The sequence below is a fragment of the Streptococcus sp. F0441 genome (assembly GCF_000314775.2).
In the GTDB taxonomy this organism is placed as follows: Bacteria; Bacillota; Bacilli; order Lactobacillales; family Streptococcaceae; genus Streptococcus.
In genome coordinates, this window is record NZ_KB373321.1 from 1,229,172 (window position 1) to 1,246,470 (window position 17,299).

The following is a 17,299-nucleotide window of genomic DNA, read 5'->3' on the forward strand; positions in this document are numbered from 1 at the left end:
AATTGAAATAATCTTCTACTAGTTTCCCACAAAGTGAGGAAATTTGTCAAGCATCAACAAAAAAAGAGCCTGAAATTCATTTTCAGGACTCTGCATTCTATTTAATTTTTTCCTCTTCGTAGTCGCCATTACTACATACAACCTGTTTACCACCACCACGGACCTTTTTCTCCACAAGGAAATGCCCGCATTTTGGACAGTCTCGTCCAATTGGTTTGTCCCAGGAAGTAAATTCACATTCTGGGTAACGATTGCAACCATAGAAGATACGATTGCGCTTGGTTTTGCGTTCGATGATTTGTCCTTGATGGCAGCTTGGACACTCGACTCCAATCTCTTTGACAATCGCTTGTGTGTGACGGCAGTCAGGGAAATTGCTACAAGCATAGAATTTACCAAAACGACCGAGCTTAATCACCATCGGACTGCCACAAACCTCACAGTCAAATCCAGCTGGCTCATCCTTGATCTGGATTTTTTCCATTTCAGATTCAGCCTTGGCTACTTCTTTAGAGAATGGTTTGTAAAAGGCGTCAATAACACGTTGCCACTGTTCTTTACCAACTTCGACATCATCCAGTTTTCCTTCCATCTCAGCTGTGAAGGTCACGTTTACGATATCTGGGAAGTATTCAACGATGAGCTTATTGACAATTTCTCCCAACTCAGTTGGTTCAAATCGTTTGGCTGCCAGACGAACATAATAGCGTTTCTGGATGGTTTCAATGGTCGGAGCGTAGGTTGACGGACGTCCAACACCATTTTCTTCCAAGGTCTTGATAAGAGTCGCTTCCGAATAGCGAGCAGGGGGTTGAGTGAAATGTTGTTCTGGCTTGCTATTAACCTGCTTGACCACATCTCCAACAGCCATATCTGGCAACATCTTGTTTTTGTCAGAGTCATTGTAGATAGCAAGATAACCATCAAACTTAACCTGGCTACCATTTGCCACAAACTGGACTCCATTTTGAGAGAGCTTGACAGCCATGGTATCAAAGATAGCGCCTGTCATCTGGCTCGCTACAAAACGGTTCCAAATAAGGGTATAGAGCTTGAGCTGGTCTTTGTCCAAGTACTTAGCGATGCTTTCTGGAGTATTAAAGACGCTAGATGGACGAATGGCTTCGTGAGCATCTTGAGCACCTGAGGCATTTTTGACCTTGCTACCATGCTTGGAATACTTGCTGCCAAAACGATCGTTGATGTAGCTTGCCGCTTCATTTTGAGCCACAGGACTGATACGAGTCGAGTCTGTACGCATATAGGTAATCAAACCTTGTACGCCTGTACCGATATTGATTCCTTCATAGAGCTGTTGGGCAACCATCATGGTCTTACGAGTACGGAAATTGATTTTGTTGGCAGCATCCATTTGCATGGTTGAGGTCGTATAAGGTAGGGGCGCATTGCGTTTGCGCTCCTTCTTATCTACCTGATCCACTGTATAATCTTTACTCGTTAGATGGGACAAGACTTCTTTGACCTCTTCATTGGTGGTCAATTTCATCTTTTTGCCATTCATACCATAGAAAGAAGCTTGAAATTGCTTGGTTCCCTTCTTAAAGACACCATCAATTGTCCAGTATTCTTCTGGTTGGAAGGCATTGATTTCATTTTCACGATCAATAATGAGCTTAAGGGCAACAGACTGAACGCGTCCTGCTGATAAGCCCTTCTTGACCTTTTTCCACAAAATTGGCGAAATCGAATACCCTACCAAGCGGTCTAAAACTCGACGAGCTTGTTGGGCGTCGACCAAGTCCATATCAATCTTGCGAGGTTCTTTAAAGGCATTTTTTACAGCGTCCTTAGTAATTTCATTAAAGACTACACGGTTGGCATCATTCTCGTCCAAGTTGAGAATGTGAGCCAAATGCCAGGAAATCGCTTCTCCTTCACGGTCCGGGTCACTTGCCAGAAAGACTTTATTGGCCTTTTTAGCTTCTTTTTTCAGATCATTGATGAGAGGACCTTTTCCTCGGATATTGATATACTGTGGTTCATAGTTATTTTCAATGTCGACTGACATACTGGATTTCTTCAAATCACGGATATGCCCGACACTGGCTAAAACCTTGTAGTTTCTGCCTAGATATTTTTCAATCGTTTTCGCCTTAGCAGGCGACTCTACGATGACTAGATTTTTTTTAACTGTTGATTTTTTCTTCTTTGTTGCCGTAGCCACACTATCACACCTTTTCAAAGTAATAAACTTTATAAAGTGTAAACCATTTTTCTATAGCTGTCAAGACCTAAGTCTTATATATAAGAAGAAAAGTTTATCTGAGTGAACAAATTTCTCCTTAAAATTCAAACTCAGCCAGCACATCCTGACCACTTGTGACCAGTTTTGCTCCCTCTTGGATCAGGTGGTGACAGCCATCTGAATAGCCATCTAAAATGTTTCCTGGAATGGCAAAGACATCACGTCCTTCCTCCATAGCACGCTCACAGGTGATGAGGCTCCCTGAACGCACCCTTGCCTCTGCTACAATAACCCCACGACACAGTCCTGCTATGATACGATTTCGAGCTGGAAAATGAAATTTCAGAGGTTGCTCGCCAGGTCCATATTCACTGAGAACCAGATGGTCATTGCCAATGTAGTCTTGCAAACGTTTATTGGCTTTAGGATAAAACACATCCAAACCTGTTCCAATCACTGCAATAGTTTTTCCACCATTTTGGAGTGCAGCCATATGAGCAGCCGTATCAATCCCTTTGGCCAAACCACTGACCACGATTAACTCGTTTTCCAAACCTTGAATGACCCTCTGAACAGACTTTGCTCCTTGACTAGAACATGAACGACTCCCTACAACAGCAACCTTTGGAAACTTTAACAAGTCTAGATTCCCTTTATAAAACAAGAGTGCTGGAGCATCATAAATCTCACTCAAATCCCAAGGATAACAGTCATCAAGAATCGAGAAGGATGGAAATTTTTGGAACTCCTTCTCCAACTGTGCATCATCTATCTGGAAATAGCGTTCCATAAAGACAGCAGGATTACGACACCCCGATAGTTCTGCAATATCACCTAGCAAGAGCTCCTGATCTACAGTCTCATCGTATTCAAGAACAGTTAAAATTTGTTGATTTGTCAGCCCAGCTTTTCTCAATTTGTAAATCTCATAGTTTGTGATCTTCATATACAACTCCATTTCTTTTTCTACTCATCTATCTATTCGTAAAAAAATAAAAAGAAGACCAAGGATCTTCTTTTTTTCATTTATTCAGATTTAGTAGTTGACCAGCTACTTTCAACCATCGGTAAGATTGTTTTTAAAGTTTCCCCATCCCCTTCAAGTGAAACATAGCGGATTTTACCATCATTTGATCGGAAAACCCAGGTAACGAGGTATTTCCCTGACTTAGCAATTGCATTGACAACATAGGCTTCATAACCTCCAATGGTCGATTTGGAGCCCCAAACCTTACTGAAATCAGAGCTTTGTTCTTTGGAAGTTAAAATACTAGATGAGACAGTCACAACATCCAGTTTAGCATATTCTTCTTCGCTGATATTAAACTGCTCAGCCTTGAAGGTATTCAGCGTAACAATGTTGATATCTGTTCCATCGCAATACTGTATATCATTTCCACCTTCTACTTCATGGAATCGAACCCATGATTTGGGTACCTTGACAAAACCATATTCATTCGAACCGATGATTTGAGTCTCTTCCTTCTTCGCTTCGGAAACAGTAGAGCTAGAGCTACTCGTTTCCTGACTGCTAGAAGAACTAACAGCCGCAGTCGAACTTTCTTCGGTTGCTGTTTGCGATTTATTAGAGCATGAAGCTAGAAAAACACTAGCAGTAACAACAGTTCCTAAAATTAATAATTTTTTCATCCTACCACCTTTCCATCTGCATTATAAGAAAAATAAGAACTTCTGTCAAATTCTAACCTGATCTATTTTGTCAGTTGATGATTTTACTCGCTCTCATTTAAAGTAAAAACTCTTGAATAATCTTCAAGAGTTTTATTTCTATTCTTCATCCATGCTTAAGACGCTAAGGAAGGCTTCTTGTGGGACTTCTACTGATCCGATAGCTTTCATCCGTTTCTTACCTGCCTTTTGTTTTTCAAGGAGTTTGCGTTTACGAGAAACGTCACCACCGTAACACTTGGCAAGTACGTTCTTACGAAGGGCCTTGATATCAGTACGGGCCACAATCTTGTGCCCAATTGCTGCTTGAATTGGAACCTCAAATTGTTGACGAGGGATGATTTTTTTGAGCTTATCAACGATGAGTTTCCCACGTTCATAGGCAAAGTCTTTGTGGACGATAAAGCTAAGGGCATCCACCTTGTCTCCATTGAGAAGGATGTCCATTTTAACCAGCTTAGATGGGCGATACTCTGACAATTCGTAGTCAAAGCTTGCATAACCACGCGTCGAAGACTTGAGCTTGTCAAAAAAGTCAAAGACAATTTCAGCAAGTGGGATTTGATAGATAACATTGACACGATTGTCATCAATATAGTCCATGGTCACAAAGTCCCCACGTTTGCGTTGAGTCAATTCCATTACTGCTCCAACAAACTCCTGTGGTACCATGATTTGCGCCTTAACATACGGTTCTTCAATAGTCGCAATCTTGGTTGGATCTGGAAACTCTGATGGGTTAGAGACATCCATAGACTCACCGTCAGTTTGGTTAACCTTATAGATAACAGACGGAGCTGTCATGATGAGGTCAATATTGAACTCACGCTCCAAACGTTCTTGGATAACATCCATATGGAGAAGCCCAAGGAATCCACAACGGAAACCAAATCCAAGCGCCTGAGATGTTTCTGGTTCAAACTGCAAGCTGGCATCGTTGAGCTGCAATTTTTCTAGGGCTTCACGAAGGTCATTGTATTTATTTGACTCGATTGGGTAAAGTCCTGCAAAGACCATAGGATTCATCTGCTTGTAGCCATGTAATGGCTCTGCCGCAGGATTGGTTGCCAAGGTAACTGTATCACCCACACGAGTGTCTTGAACTGTCTTGATAGAAGCCGCAATATAACCAACGTCACCTGTCGCTAGGAAATCGCGCCCGACTGCTTTCGGCGTGAAAATACCAACTTCCGTCACATCAAAGGTCTTGCCATTGCTCATAAGCTGAATCTTATCGCCAGGTTTAACCACTCCGTCCATAACACGAACTTGGAGAATAACCCCGCGGTAGGCATCATAGACCGAGTCGAAAATTAAGGCTTTTAATGGAGCTGAAACATCACCAGTTGGTGCTGGCACTTTTTCTACGATTTGCTCGAGGATTTCTTCAATCCCGATACCAGCCTTGGCAGAAGCTAATACTGCTTCACTGGCATCCAGTCCAATGACATCCTCAATCTCTGTACGAACACGCTCAGGATCGGCTGCCGGTAGGTCAATCTTGTTAATGACGGGCAAGATTTCCAAATCATTGTCCAAGGCTAGATAAACGTTAGCAAGAGTTTGAGCTTCAATCCCTTGGGCAGCATCAACCACCAAAATCGCTCCTTCACAGGCCGCTAGCGAACGCGACACTTCATAGGTAAAATCCACGTGCCCCGGCGTATCAATCAAGTGGAAAATATAGGTCTCGCCATCTTTTGCAGTGTAATTGAGCTCGATAGCATTGAGTTTAATGGTAATCCCACGTTCCCGTTCTAGATCCATGCTATCCAGAAGCTGGGCCTGCATTTCACGGCTTGAAACCGTCTCTGTCTTTTCCAAAATTCGGTCTGCAAGCGTTGACTTCCCATGGTCAATATGGGCGATAATAGAGAAGTTTCTAATCTTCTCCTGTCGTTTCTTTAATTCTTCTAAGTTCATGCTGCTCTTCCTTTCAGGGTATCTATTAATTATAAATTGTTTTTAACATTTTGACAAGACCATACCCTGCTAGGAGTACTAATCTTCGGCAATAAAGCCATCATTTTCAATAAAGTGGTGTTCTGTCATGCCTTGGTCAGTAAAGACAATTCCATGAAGGACACCACCATAAACAGCTCCTCCATCCATGCCAATCTTACCATCTTCTGTTATCCAAAGCTCAGCAGTACCTCGGTCTTGCTTCAGCAAACCATAAACTGGTGTATGCCCAAAAACAATGGTTTTCCCGGTATGATTTTCAGCTTCATGGAATGGCTTTCTGAGCCAGACTTTCTTGTAATCAGTCGTTTCATGCCAGTCTTCCAAGGTCAAATCAATACCAGCATGAACAAAGATATACTTGTCTGTCTCAACAACAAAAGGCATCTGACGAATAAATTCAACTAAATCTGCTGCTTCCGTCTTGACTCGTTTAGCGTCTTCAACTGCATCCACAGGTGCATCCAAGGGACGACCTAGGATCGAGTTAATGGTTGTATCACCACCATTTCGACGATAGTGGTCATAGCTTTCTTCGGGATTGTCCAACCAAGTTAAAAACATATACTCGTGGTTGCCTGATAGACAGATAGCCCCTTGATTGTCCACCAAGTCCTTGACCATTTCTAGAACACGGCGGCTATCTTCACCTCGGTCAATCAAATCCCCTAGAAAAAGCAACTGGGTGTGACCATCCCATGTTTTGAGAAGGTCTTCCAGCATACCTGCTTTTCCATGGACATCTCCAATTACATAATAGTCTGTCATTTATTTCTCCCTCGTTTGCAATAATTCTCTGGCTTGGGTAAGGGCAGCTTCGGTTACATTCTCCCCGGCCAACATCTTAGCAACTTCCTCTACTCGCTCTTCTAAAGTTAAGAGACGAACCGTCGACACCGTAGAATGCTCATCACTAATCTTCTCAATAAAGAATTGATAATCCGCAATCGCAATTACTTGAGGTAAGTGAGAGATAGCAAGAACCTGACCATGCTGGCCAATCTTATGAATCTTTTGAGCAATGGCTTGGGCCACACGACCTGAAACTCCAGTATCCACCTCATCAAAGACAATACTGGTCTTGCCTTCTTTACGAGAAAAGGCAGACTTGATAGCCAACATGAGACGGGATAATTCCCCACCGGACGCAACTTTGACCAAAGGCTTAAAGTCCTCACCCGGGTTAGTAGAAATGTAAAACTCGACCGTTTCATTCCCCTCACGACTAAATTTGCCCTTGCTAAAGCGAACCTGGAACTGTGCCTTCTCCATATAGAGATCCTGAAGTTCTTGTTTAATCTCAGCTTCGAGCTGCTGGGCCAAATCATGACGAGCAGATGCAAGCTGCCCTGCCAAATCAACAAGATTAACTTCCAATTTCTTGAGCTCTGCTTCCATGTCTTCAGAAGAAAGGTTATTACCCGTCAAGAGATTGTACTCATCCGTAATCTTGGCAAAATAAAGCAAAACATCGTCTACAGTCCCACCGTACTTGCGGGTAATAGTATTCAGAAGGTCTAAGCGATTCTCAACCTGCATGAGACGATTACCATCAAAATCCAAGTCATCAATAATATCTTCCAAACGCTTGCTAATATCTTCTAAAACATAGTAGGTCTCAGACAGAGAACTTGAAATTTCACGGTATTCAGGATCGTATTCTTCAACACTTTCCATGTCATTCATGGCTGAACGAACATTAGCTAGGCTAGAAAACTCCTCATTGTCCAACATGCTATAGGCATTAGTTAGCGTATCCGCTATATTTTTATGATTGAGGAGTTTATCTCGTTCTTGGTTGAGAGCCAAGTCTTCACCAGCCTGCAAGTTTGCTGTCTCAATCTCTGCCATTTGAAATTCCAACATCTCAATACGAGCCTTATGTTCCTGCTGATTTTTCTTGACTTCAAGAACTTGTTTACGCATTTTGCGATAGGCGTCAAAGCTTGTCTGATAGGCTTGTTTAAGCTCAAAAAAGGCAGTATCACCAAACTCATCCAACATTTGGATATGAAGTTGTGGACGCATTAACTCCTCTTGGTCATGCTGACCATGGATATCTACAAGGTGTTGCCCAATTGCACGCAGGACAGAAAGATTGACCATCTGCCCATTGACGCGACTAATACTACGTCCGTTTTGGAGAATTTCACGGCGAATGATGATTTCATCGCCCAATTCCAAACCTTGCTCATCAAAAAGTTCCTGTAAAAGGCGACTGTTTTCAACCGAGAAAAGCCCCTCAATCTCTGCCTTTGGCGCACCGTGACGAATAACGTCTGTCGTTGCACGAGCCCCCAACATGAGATTCATAGCGTCGATAATGATAGACTTTCCAGCACCCGTTTCCCCGGTCAAAACAGTCATACCCTTTTCAAAATTGAGGGAAATCGCCTCAATAATGGCAAAGTTTTTTATCGAAATTTCAAGTAACATACTGACCTACCATTTTTTGACTTGTTCAACAATTTCCTCAGCTGCCTCTGCTGTTCTAGCTACAATTAAGATAGAATCATCATCCGCTAGACAGCTAAAAATCTGTTCAGAAAATGCTTCAACCAACTGACTCTTCACAAAAATGGTATTTCCAGGGATGACAGAAAGGTTGATCATATTTCCCATTAACTCAGAACTCACAATATTGTCCTCAGCCAACTGCAAACTTTTGACGATTGATTTTGGCAACTCATAGATATAGGTGTTGTTCTTCAAAGGAATTTTAACAATACCAAGCTCCTTGATGTCCCTTGAGACAGTGGCTTGCGTAGCAGAAATACCTGCTTCCCTCAAGTACTCAACGATTTCTTCCTGAGTCCCGATTTGATAATCCGTAACAAATCTTCTAATTTTTTCAAGTCTTTCTTTTTTATTCATCTTTAAATTCTCTATGCGCTCTCTCTACAACTTTTTCTATTTCAGGGGCAACTTGGTTACTTGCTCTGTCTTCCTTTTTCAAATATGCCAGAAATTCGATGTTTCCATGTCCACCTTGGATAGGTGAATAGTCTAATCCAAGAACTGAAAAACCTTGTTCAACCGCCATAGCAGTGAAAGATTCAAGGACAGTTTGATGAACCTTGGCATCTCGAATGATTCCATTCTTTCCAATCTGCTCACGACCTGCTTCAAACTGAGGTTTGACAAGTGCTACCACCTGACCTTGATCAACCAAGACACGGTGCAAGGCAGGCAAAATCAGACTGAGGGAAATGAAACTCACATCAATACTGGCAAAACTTGGTTCCTGCTCAAAATCAGTCTTTTCAGCATAGCGGAAATTGAACTGCTCCATACTGATAACCCGAAGGTCTTGACGTAATTTCCAAGCCAACTGATTGGTACCAACATCAACTGCAAAGACTAACTCAGCACCACTCTGAAGCATGACATCGGTAAATCCTCCAGTGGAGGCTCCAATATCAATCGTTGTCGCTCCTTCAACTGACAAATCAAAGACCTGCAAGGCCTTCTCCAGTTTTAGACCACCTCGACTGACATACTTGAGTTTTTCACCCTTGAGTTTTAGCTCAGTGTCATCTGGGATTTTCTCTCCTGGTTTGTCAAAACGCTCCCCATTGAGGACAGCTACAACCAGACCAGCCATGACACCACGCTTGGCTTGTTCGCGTGTTTCAAACAAGCCCTGTTTATAAGCTAGTACATCCACTCTTTCCTTAGCCATTGATTCTCAAACTTTCTACTACTTTCACAATCGCCTCTGTTTCAAAGCTGACTTGCTGGGAAATTTCTTCTAATTTTTCATTAGCTTGATCCAAGGTTTGGTTACAAAAGGCAATCGCCTCCTCCAAACCCAACAAGGCTGGATAGGTTGACTTTTCTGCCTGCAAATCCTTTTGTGGAGTCTTCCCGATTTCCTCAAAACTAGCTGTCACATCCAGCACATCATCTCGAACTTGAAAGGCCAGCCCAATCAATTCACCAACCGTTTTCAATTTTGCTTGAATTTCTGGTGCTAATTCAGCTATGATAGCAGCTGCTTGGAAAGGATAGGCAAGTAACTTACCTGTTTTATTAGCATGAATGGTCTGAAGTTCTTCCAAGGACAAGTGCTGACGTTCACCCTCCATGTCCAGAACCTGCCCTGCCACCATGCCCAAACTACCTGACGCAAGGGATAAGTTGGCTATCAAGTCCACCTTGATCTGACTTGGCAAATCTGCCTGCGCAATCAAGGCATAAGGATCTAGGAACAAAGCATCTCCAGCCAAAATGGCCATCGCTTCGCCAAATTTCTTATGATTGGTCAAGCGTCCACGACGATAATCGTCGTCATCCATAGCAGGAAGATCATCATGAATCAAGCTTCCTGTATGAATCATTTCCAAAGCCGCAGCCACCTGCGCGTGTGCTGGTCTAATAGCAACATGCAAGGCTTCCAGAACTTCTAGCAAGAGAAAAGGTCGAATACGCTTGCCACCAGCATGAATGGAATAGAGAACGGACTCTCGCAAACTAGAAGCAAACTGCTGGTCTCCATAAAAGTCTTCCAAAGCAGACTCCACAAGAGCTAATTTTTCTTGCTTCTTCATTCAAAATCACTTTCTGTTCCGTCTTCTTGCATGACCTTGACCAAGGTCTTTTCAGCCTTGTCTAGCGTCGCTTGGAGTTCTTTTGATAAGACCATGCCCTTTTGAAAGGCCGCAATCGCATCTTCCAGAGCAATTTCACCATTTTCCAAACTTTGGACAATGGTCTCCAGCTCTGCTAGATTTTCCTCAAATTTCTTTTGTTTTGACATCTTTAACCTCTAATTCTACCTGACCATCTCGCATCAAAAGCGTTACTTGGTCTTTTTTCTTTAACTTCTCAACCGAATCTACTACGGACTCTTCTTTTTTGACAATAGCATAGCCACGCGCCACGATTCGACTGGTATCCAGCATCAGCAGGGCTTCTGAAAGTCGCTTCACTTCAGCGACCTTGGCATCATAAACCAGAGCCATTTGGCTACGTAGGAGCTTGTCCAACTGACCTAGACGGTCTTGATAACGCTGGATTTTGGTAACAGGTGATAATTGTACCAGTCGGTGTGTTCTAGCTTGTACTAATTGGTTGCTATCAGAAATCCGCGTTCGCAAACTTTGTTTTAATCGCAGTTGCAGCTGATCCAACCGTTGCAAATAACCATCATACAAGCGCTCTGGCTGTCTAAAGATGACTGACTGACTGCATTTTTTCAGAGCTTCTTTTTTCCTTGACAGGACATTCTGAACCGCTGTTGCCAATCGTTTTTCTTGATTCTGCAAATGCGTCAAGAGATCCAACTTAGTGACAGGTGTTGCCAGTTCAGCTGCAGCCGTTGGGGTCGCCGCTCTGCGATCCGCTACAAAATCTGCCAAGGTCACATCCGTCTCATGCCCCACACTAGAAATGATTGGCAAGCGAGATTCAAAAATAGCCCGTACCACAATCTCTTCGTTAAAGGCCCAGAGATCCTCGATGGAACCCCCACCACGACCAATGATGAGGACATCTAGATCCTCACGCTGATTGGCACGAGCAATATTCCGTGCTATTTCCTCTGCTGCTCCATCTCCTTGCACCTTGGTCGGATAGAGAAGGATATCGACACTAGGAAAACGTCTGCTGACGGTTGTGATAATATCTCGAATAACGGCTCCACTGCGACTGGTTACTACGCCGATACGCTTAGCAAACTGGGGCAGAGGCTGCTTGAACCGTTCTTGAAACAGGCCTTCTTCTGTCAATTTTTTCTTGAGTTGTTCAAACTGAATCGCAAGCGCACCAACCCCATCAGGTTCAGCCTTCTCAATGATGATAGAGTAGCTCCCACTTGGCTCATAAACCTGAACACGCCCAATCACATTGATCTTCATTCCTTCTTCGAGGTCAAAGCCTAATTTCTGATAGATCCCTGACCAGATGGTCGCTTGGATGACCGCGTGATCATCTTTTAGGGAGAAATATTGGTGAGTAGGTCGTTTACGAAAGTTGGAAACTTGACCAGTTAAATAGACCCGTTCCAAGTAAGGGTCTTTATCGAATTTCATTTTCAGATACTTAGTCAAAGTTGTTACCGATAAATACTTTTCCATCTCCACCTACTATTCATTTTCTTGCTTTTCCATGGGTATTATTATACCAAAAAGATGATTAAAAATCTCCTTTTGCATACTGAAACCAAAGGAAAAATAGAAAAAGGAGGCTAGGCCTCCTCATCTGATTATTTGCTGTTTCGTGCTTCTTCCAAAATCTTTGCAATTTTGGTGGTCAAAAGGTCGATAGCAACGGTATTGCTGACCCCTTCAGGAATGACGATATCCGCATAGCGCTTGGTCGGCTCGATAAACTGGTGGTACATAGGTTTAACTACACCTAAGTACTGCTCAATGACACTGTCAAGGCTACGTCCACGCTCTTCCATATCACGCTTGATCCGACGAATAATACGCACATCATCATCTGTATCCACAAAAATCTTGATATCCATCAAATCGCGCAGACGCTTGTCCTCCAAGACCAGAATCCCCTCAACGATAAAGACATCCTGAGGCTCCTGACGATAGGTCTTGCTACTCCGTGTATGCTCTGTATAGTCATAAGTTGGAATGTCCACCGGGCGCCCTGCCAACAATTCCTTAATCTGCTCGATCATCAAGTCTGTATCAAAGGCAAATGGATGGTCGTAGTTGGTTTTGACACGCTCTTCAAAGGTCAAGTGAGACTGATCCTTGTAGTAAGAATCATGCTCAATCATGGAAATCTTTTCATCAGGAAAGTGAGATAAAATGGCTCTTGAAACACTGGTCTTACCACCACCAGAACCACCTGTCACTCCGATAATGATTGGTCTATTTTGCATGCTATCCTCCGTTTTTTTATCCGTCGTCTATTCTATCATATTTTTTGTAAAATTTATAGTCTGATTTTGGATAGATTATGGGTAACAATTCTAATACTTGCACTTAGCTAGACTAGCAAAAAACCTTCCTTGGCTTATAGAGATTACCACGTTTTTCTAGAATAGCTAGCAATTTATCTCCCTCAAAGGCGGCCAATTCTTTATCCGACTGTTCTAACTCGATAAAACGACCAAAACGAACTTCTGTAGCCTGTTCTGGAGTTAGGGAAACTTTGTCAAGATCCCCTGTCCCAATCTCTAGAGGATGGAGAAAGTCCAGTTGCCCATCTTCCACTTTTTCAGCAATTTCTTCCAAGGTAAGAGCATCTTCTAGCTGTAAACCGGCTGCACTAGTCCGTGTTAAATGGGACATATGAGCCGCATAACCCAGTTTCTCTCCCAAGTCAACTGACAAGGTACGGATATAGGTTCCCTTACTGCATTTTACACGAAAAGTAAAGCGTGCAAGATGACCATCATAAGAAATCGGACTTGTCCGTTCAAATTGATAAATGGTCACTTGACGTTCTGGACGCTCCACTTCCTGACCAGCACGCGCATACTCATAGAGCTTGCGACCATTGACCTTGACTGCCGAAAACATAGGCGGAATCTGAGTAATAGGCCCAGTCAGGCTAGCAATGGCTTCATCGACAATGGTTTCATCCAAGGGTGATAAAACGGGTGTCTCTGCGACCACTTCACCACTGGCATCTTCGGTCGTTGTTGAATAGCCGAGAGTGATTTCCCCCTCGTAGACCTTGCCCTCATCCTGCATAAATTCGACCATACGAGTCGCCTTGCCAACCGCAATGGGCAAAACACCCACTACATCCGGATCCAAGGTCCCACCATGACCAATCTTCTTGGTTCCCAAAATCTTACGCAGTTTAAAAACCGCATCATGCGAGGTCATCCCTGCTTCTTTTCTTAAGTTGATAATACCGTTCATGTGTTGCTTTCTACTCCCCCTTCAGCGCTTCAAACTTAGCTTTCATAGTTGGATTTTTGCGAGTCAATTTTTTAACTGAAACATCTTCCAGCTTATTGTTAGCTAAGCGGAGTTGGTTTTCGGATGTTGTAAGGAATTTCTTGACCTCTTCCATCCGTTTGATGGCCTTATCGATTTCATCGATAGCTTTTCCAAAGTTGGTTGAAGCTGAGTTGTAGTTCTTGGCAAAAGCCTGTTTAAAGGCATCCAAGTCTTCTTCAAAATGGGTGATATCGATATTCTGCTCACGAACAAGCGCTAACTCCTGCTTGTATTTTAGAGAATTGAGCGCAGCATTTCGCAAAAGACCGATCAACTGGATAAAGAACTGAGGACGGACCACATACATCTTTTCATACTCATGACTGACATCCACGATACCCGTGTTAAAGTAATCGTTATCTGCTTCTAACATGGTTACCAAAACAGCATACTCACAGTTCTTCTCCCGACGGTCCTTGTCCAATTCCTTGTAAAAATCTGCATTCTTATGCTTCTTCTCTGTTCCGTCCGCTTCATTTTTCATCTCAAACATGATAGAAATGAATTCTAACCCATTTTCATCAAAGTCACGGAAGATAAAGTCGCCTTTAGAACCACGCGCAGAGACCTTGTTATCCTTCTCAAAGTAGGCATTTGGAAAGGCAAAACTACGAACCTTGTTAAACTCACTCTCTGCATACTGTTCCAGACTTTCACCGATAGCTTTTGTGGATTGTTGGGCTTTGAAATTCTTATAAAATTCGACTTGCTCACTGGCTGCCTTAAGCTGGGCTTCGTAATTTTGCTTGAGGGAAGCTAGAGATAACTCATTTTCCTTTTCTTGCAAAAGGAGCTGGTTTTTGACCTGATCACGCTCTCTTTCTAAATCAGAGAGAGTCTTTTGGAGTTGGTTTTCATGCTCTAAACGCAAGGTGGCCAATTGGCTTTCCAAGGCCTGCACTTCCTTTTCCTTTGCTAATAAGGCCTCATGGCTTGTCTGTTCCACTTCTTTCTTAGCTAACTCTTTCTCTGTATCAAAGTTTTGGATTTGACTCTGCAGTTGCGCGATTTCTTGGTCTTTTTGAGCCAGTTTAGACTGTTGCTCATTCATGGCCTTTTGCTCAGCCAAGGCCAGCTCCTGCTTCATTCGATCGTGTAATTCCTTATCAAACTCAGCTGTTCTCACTTGGGATAAAAGTTCGGCATACTGACTTTCATTTACTGTAAAGACTTCCCCACAGTTGGGACATTTGATTTCGTTCATAACCTTCCTCTTTCTAGACTTCTGTAACCATTATATCATGCCTGAGGGAAAATCAAAAACAGCGAGTCGAAACCCACTGTTTATATCTGTTACTTTAAATTTTTTCCAAGGCCAAACGCAAATCTTCAATCAAATCCTCTACATTTTCAAGACCGATAGACAAGCGGATTTGGTTTGGTGTGACACCTGCTGCTTCTAGATCTTTTTCTGACAACTGACCGTGAGTGGTTGTCGCTGGATGGACAACAAGCGATTTGGCATCTGCTACGTTTGCAAGGTCAGAGAAGATTTCCAAATTATCAATCACCTTGCGAGCCTCTGTCTCTCCACCTTTAACATGGAAGGTAAAGATTGAACCAACACCTTTTGGCAAATATTTCTCAGCCAAGGCATGGTAAGGACTGTCAGCAAGTTTTGGATAATTTACCTTCTCTACCTTAGGATGGTTGACAAGGAAATCAACAATTTTCTCTGCGTTTTGCACATGGCGTTCGACACGAAGAGAGAGAGTTTCAAGCCCTTGGAGCAAGAGAAAGGCATTAAATGGCGACAAGGCTGCACCAGTATCACGGAGCAATTGGACACGAACAGCGATGATAAAGGCTGCTGCCCCAACATCACGAGTATAGCTCAAGTTGTGGTAGCTAGGATCTTCCTCAACAAATTGAGGGAATTTCCCTGACGCTTCCCAATCAAAACGACCACTGTCCACGATGACACCGCCAATAGTCGTACCATGTCCACCAATAAACTTAGTTGCTGAGTGAATGGCAATATCTACACCGTGAGAGAAAACGTTAATCAAATATGGTGTGGCAAAAGTATTGTCAGAAACGAGAGGAATCTGGTGTTTATGCGCAATCTCAGCCAATTTTTCCAAGTCAGGAATGTTAATCAAGGGATTCCCTAAGGTTTCAATCAAGACAAGTTTGGTATTGTCACCGATAGCTGCTTCAACTTCCTCCAAATTATCCACATCCACAAAGGTAGTTGTGATCCCATAACGAGGAAGGGTTTCCTTCAAGAGGTTAAAGGTCCCACCGTAAATAGTTGACGCCGCTACCACATGGTCACCTGCGTGAGCAAGCGCCAAAATAGTGTAGGTTACAGCAGCCATACCTGATGCTGTCGCTAGTGCTCCAACACCACCTTCAAGAGCGGCTATTCTTTCTTCAAATGCCGCTGTTGTAGGGTTGGTAATACGAGTATAGATATTGCCTGGTTTTCTCAAGGCAAACAGATCTGCACCTTCCTGCGTGTCATCAAAAACGAAGGATGTTGTTTGATAAATCGGTACTGCACGAGACTTAGTTGCTGGATCAACTACTTGCCCAGCATGTAATTGTAGAGTTTCAAATTTAAAATCACGAGTCATAAGACGACCTCCAAATAGCTTCATTACGGATATTGTACCATCTTGGGCTAGTCTTTTCCAATACCGTTTTTCTATATTTTGATATAAGGAACAACTATGACTAGTCTTACGTCTCAAACAAAAAAGCACGATTAACTCGTGCCTGTTTTTTAATCTACATAAGTATCTTCGTTTTTGTTGAGGAAGGCGTAAGGCAAGCCCATCAAGAGACCTCCTCCGATAAAGTTCCCGACAAAGGTTACACCCCAGTGACGAAGAATATTAGGTATGTCAAAGTTAGCAATTGAATCAGCTGCAACACTGAACTTAACAATCGCGAAAGAAGCAAAGTTCGCCGCAATGTGTTCGTTTGTTAAGAATACAAACATGTAAATTGCTGATAAGACAAGCCAAAGTTTGGCCCCACCGTCTTTCACCAAAACAAATGAAAGAATGGCAATGTTTACAAAGATATTGGCTAAAATACCTTCAAGTAAGACTAACTCATTGGAACGACCTAACTTCATCTCTACAACCCCTGAAATGAAGCTATCATGTGTTAGATTTGCATATGCTGCTGAGTGGGCAAAGCCCCAACCTGCTATCAAAGCTCCGATGAGATTGAACAAGGTACAGTAAAGTAAAATCTCAGCTGTTTTTCTCCAAGAGATTTTTTTCAAGAAACTACCAGCTGTCAAAAACATCATATTTGAAGTTACTAGCTCAGCATTCAAGAAAACAATGTAGGCCAATCCCCAAGCAAAAACGAATGGGAAGAGGAAGCGTCCACTGCCTGGTGCGATCTTATTAATCAAGTCAGCCCCAACTGCGCCCGCAGCCGTACTAAATGTTAAAAAGGCACCTGCAAACATGGAACGAATCGCATACTTAAACTTACTTTGGCTATAAAGACTTTCTTTCTTCTTACAAGCAAATTCAATCTTTGAGATAAATTCTGAAGAGACCAT

General features: G+C 42.8%; 16 protein-coding genes. All 16 read right to left on the bottom strand.

Features of this window, described 5'->3' with window-relative positions:
* Window positions 1–97 precede the first annotated feature (97 nt).
* On the bottom strand, window positions 98–2,185 hold the full coding sequence (gene topA, locus HMPREF9188_RS05925) for a type I DNA topoisomerase (protein ID WP_009730244.1): 2,088 nt from the start codon (window positions 2,183–2,185) through the stop codon (window positions 98–100).
* 118 nt (window positions 2,186–2,303) lie between these two features.
* Complete coding sequence (gene dprA / locus HMPREF9188_RS05930; RefSeq protein ID WP_009730245.1) at window positions 2,304–3,152, bottom strand: DNA-processing protein DprA; 849 nt, start codon at window positions 3,150–3,152, stop codon at window positions 2,304–2,306.
* An 80-nt stretch (window positions 3,153–3,232) separates the two neighbouring features.
* The gene (locus HMPREF9188_RS05935) at window positions 3,233–3,856 is read right to left on the bottom strand and encodes a hypothetical protein (protein ID WP_000734764.1); all 624 of its coding nucleotides are present in this window, start codon (window positions 3,854–3,856) and stop codon (window positions 3,233–3,235) included.
* 138 nt (window positions 3,857–3,994) lie between these two features.
* On the bottom strand, window positions 3,995–5,818 hold the full coding sequence (lepA, locus tag HMPREF9188_RS05940) for a translation elongation factor 4 (protein ID WP_009730246.1): 1,824 nt from the start codon (window positions 5,816–5,818) through the stop codon (window positions 3,995–3,997).
* A 78-nt stretch (window positions 5,819–5,896) separates the two neighbouring features.
* Complete coding sequence (locus tag HMPREF9188_RS05945) at window positions 5,897–6,625, bottom strand: metallophosphoesterase family protein (protein WP_009730247.1); 729 nt, start codon at window positions 6,623–6,625, stop codon at window positions 5,897–5,899.
* On the bottom strand, window positions 6,626–8,293 hold the full coding sequence (gene recN / locus HMPREF9188_RS05950; protein WP_009730248.1) for a DNA repair protein RecN: 1,668 nt from the start codon (window positions 8,291–8,293) through the stop codon (window positions 6,626–6,628).
* Window positions 8,294–8,299: 6 nt separating this feature from the next.
* Window positions 8,300–8,731: an arginine repressor gene (locus tag HMPREF9188_RS05955; protein ID WP_001034409.1), complete on the bottom strand. Its 432-nt coding sequence runs from the start codon at window positions 8,729–8,731 to the stop codon at window positions 8,300–8,302.
* Window positions 8,724–9,539 carry a TlyA family RNA methyltransferase gene (locus HMPREF9188_RS05960; protein ID WP_009730249.1) on the bottom strand — a complete coding sequence of 272 codons (816 nt, stop codon included), beginning with the start codon at window positions 9,537–9,539 and terminating at the stop codon, window positions 8,724–8,726. The genes HMPREF9188_RS05955 and HMPREF9188_RS05960 overlap by 8 nt, the downstream gene beginning before the upstream one ends.
* Window positions 9,532–10,407 (bottom strand): polyprenyl synthetase family protein, encoded by an 876-nt coding sequence (locus HMPREF9188_RS05965; RefSeq protein WP_009730250.1) that lies wholly within the window; start codon window positions 10,405–10,407, stop codon window positions 9,532–9,534. Before HMPREF9188_RS05965 ends, HMPREF9188_RS05960 begins: the two co-directional genes overlap by 8 nt.
* Window positions 10,404–10,616 (bottom strand): exodeoxyribonuclease VII small subunit, encoded by a 213-nt coding sequence (locus tag HMPREF9188_RS05970; RefSeq protein WP_000043226.1) that lies wholly within the window; start codon window positions 10,614–10,616, stop codon window positions 10,404–10,406. Before HMPREF9188_RS05970 ends, HMPREF9188_RS05965 begins: the two co-directional genes overlap by 4 nt.
* Window positions 10,594–11,934 carry an exodeoxyribonuclease VII large subunit gene (xseA, locus tag HMPREF9188_RS05975; RefSeq protein ID WP_009730251.1) on the bottom strand — a complete coding sequence of 447 codons (1,341 nt, stop codon included), beginning with the start codon at window positions 11,932–11,934 and terminating at the stop codon, window positions 10,594–10,596. Before xseA ends, HMPREF9188_RS05970 begins: the two co-directional genes overlap by 23 nt.
* 128 nt (window positions 11,935–12,062) lie before the next feature.
* On the bottom strand, window positions 12,063–12,701 hold the full coding sequence (udk, locus tag HMPREF9188_RS05980) for a uridine kinase (protein ID WP_009730252.1): 639 nt from the start codon (window positions 12,699–12,701) through the stop codon (window positions 12,063–12,065).
* Between the two features lie 112 nt (window positions 12,702–12,813).
* Window positions 12,814–13,692, bottom strand: a complete 879-nt coding sequence (truB, locus tag HMPREF9188_RS05985; RefSeq protein ID WP_009730253.1) for a tRNA pseudouridine(55) synthase TruB — start codon at window positions 13,690–13,692, stop codon at window positions 12,814–12,816.
* Between the two features lie 10 nt (window positions 13,693–13,702).
* Window positions 13,703–14,977: a DUF2130 domain-containing protein gene (locus HMPREF9188_RS05990; RefSeq protein WP_009730254.1), complete on the bottom strand. Its 1,275-nt coding sequence runs from the start codon at window positions 14,975–14,977 to the stop codon at window positions 13,703–13,705.
* Between the two features lie 94 nt (window positions 14,978–15,071).
* Window positions 15,072–16,352, bottom strand: a complete 1,281-nt coding sequence (locus HMPREF9188_RS05995) for an O-acetylhomoserine aminocarboxypropyltransferase/cysteine synthase family protein (protein WP_000196306.1) — start codon at window positions 16,350–16,352, stop codon at window positions 15,072–15,074.
* Window positions 16,353–16,501: 149 nt separating this feature from the next.
* The gene (locus HMPREF9188_RS06000; RefSeq protein ID WP_000254787.1) at window positions 16,502–17,299 is read right to left on the bottom strand and encodes a formate/nitrite transporter family protein; all 798 of its coding nucleotides are present in this window, start codon (window positions 17,297–17,299) and stop codon (window positions 16,502–16,504) included.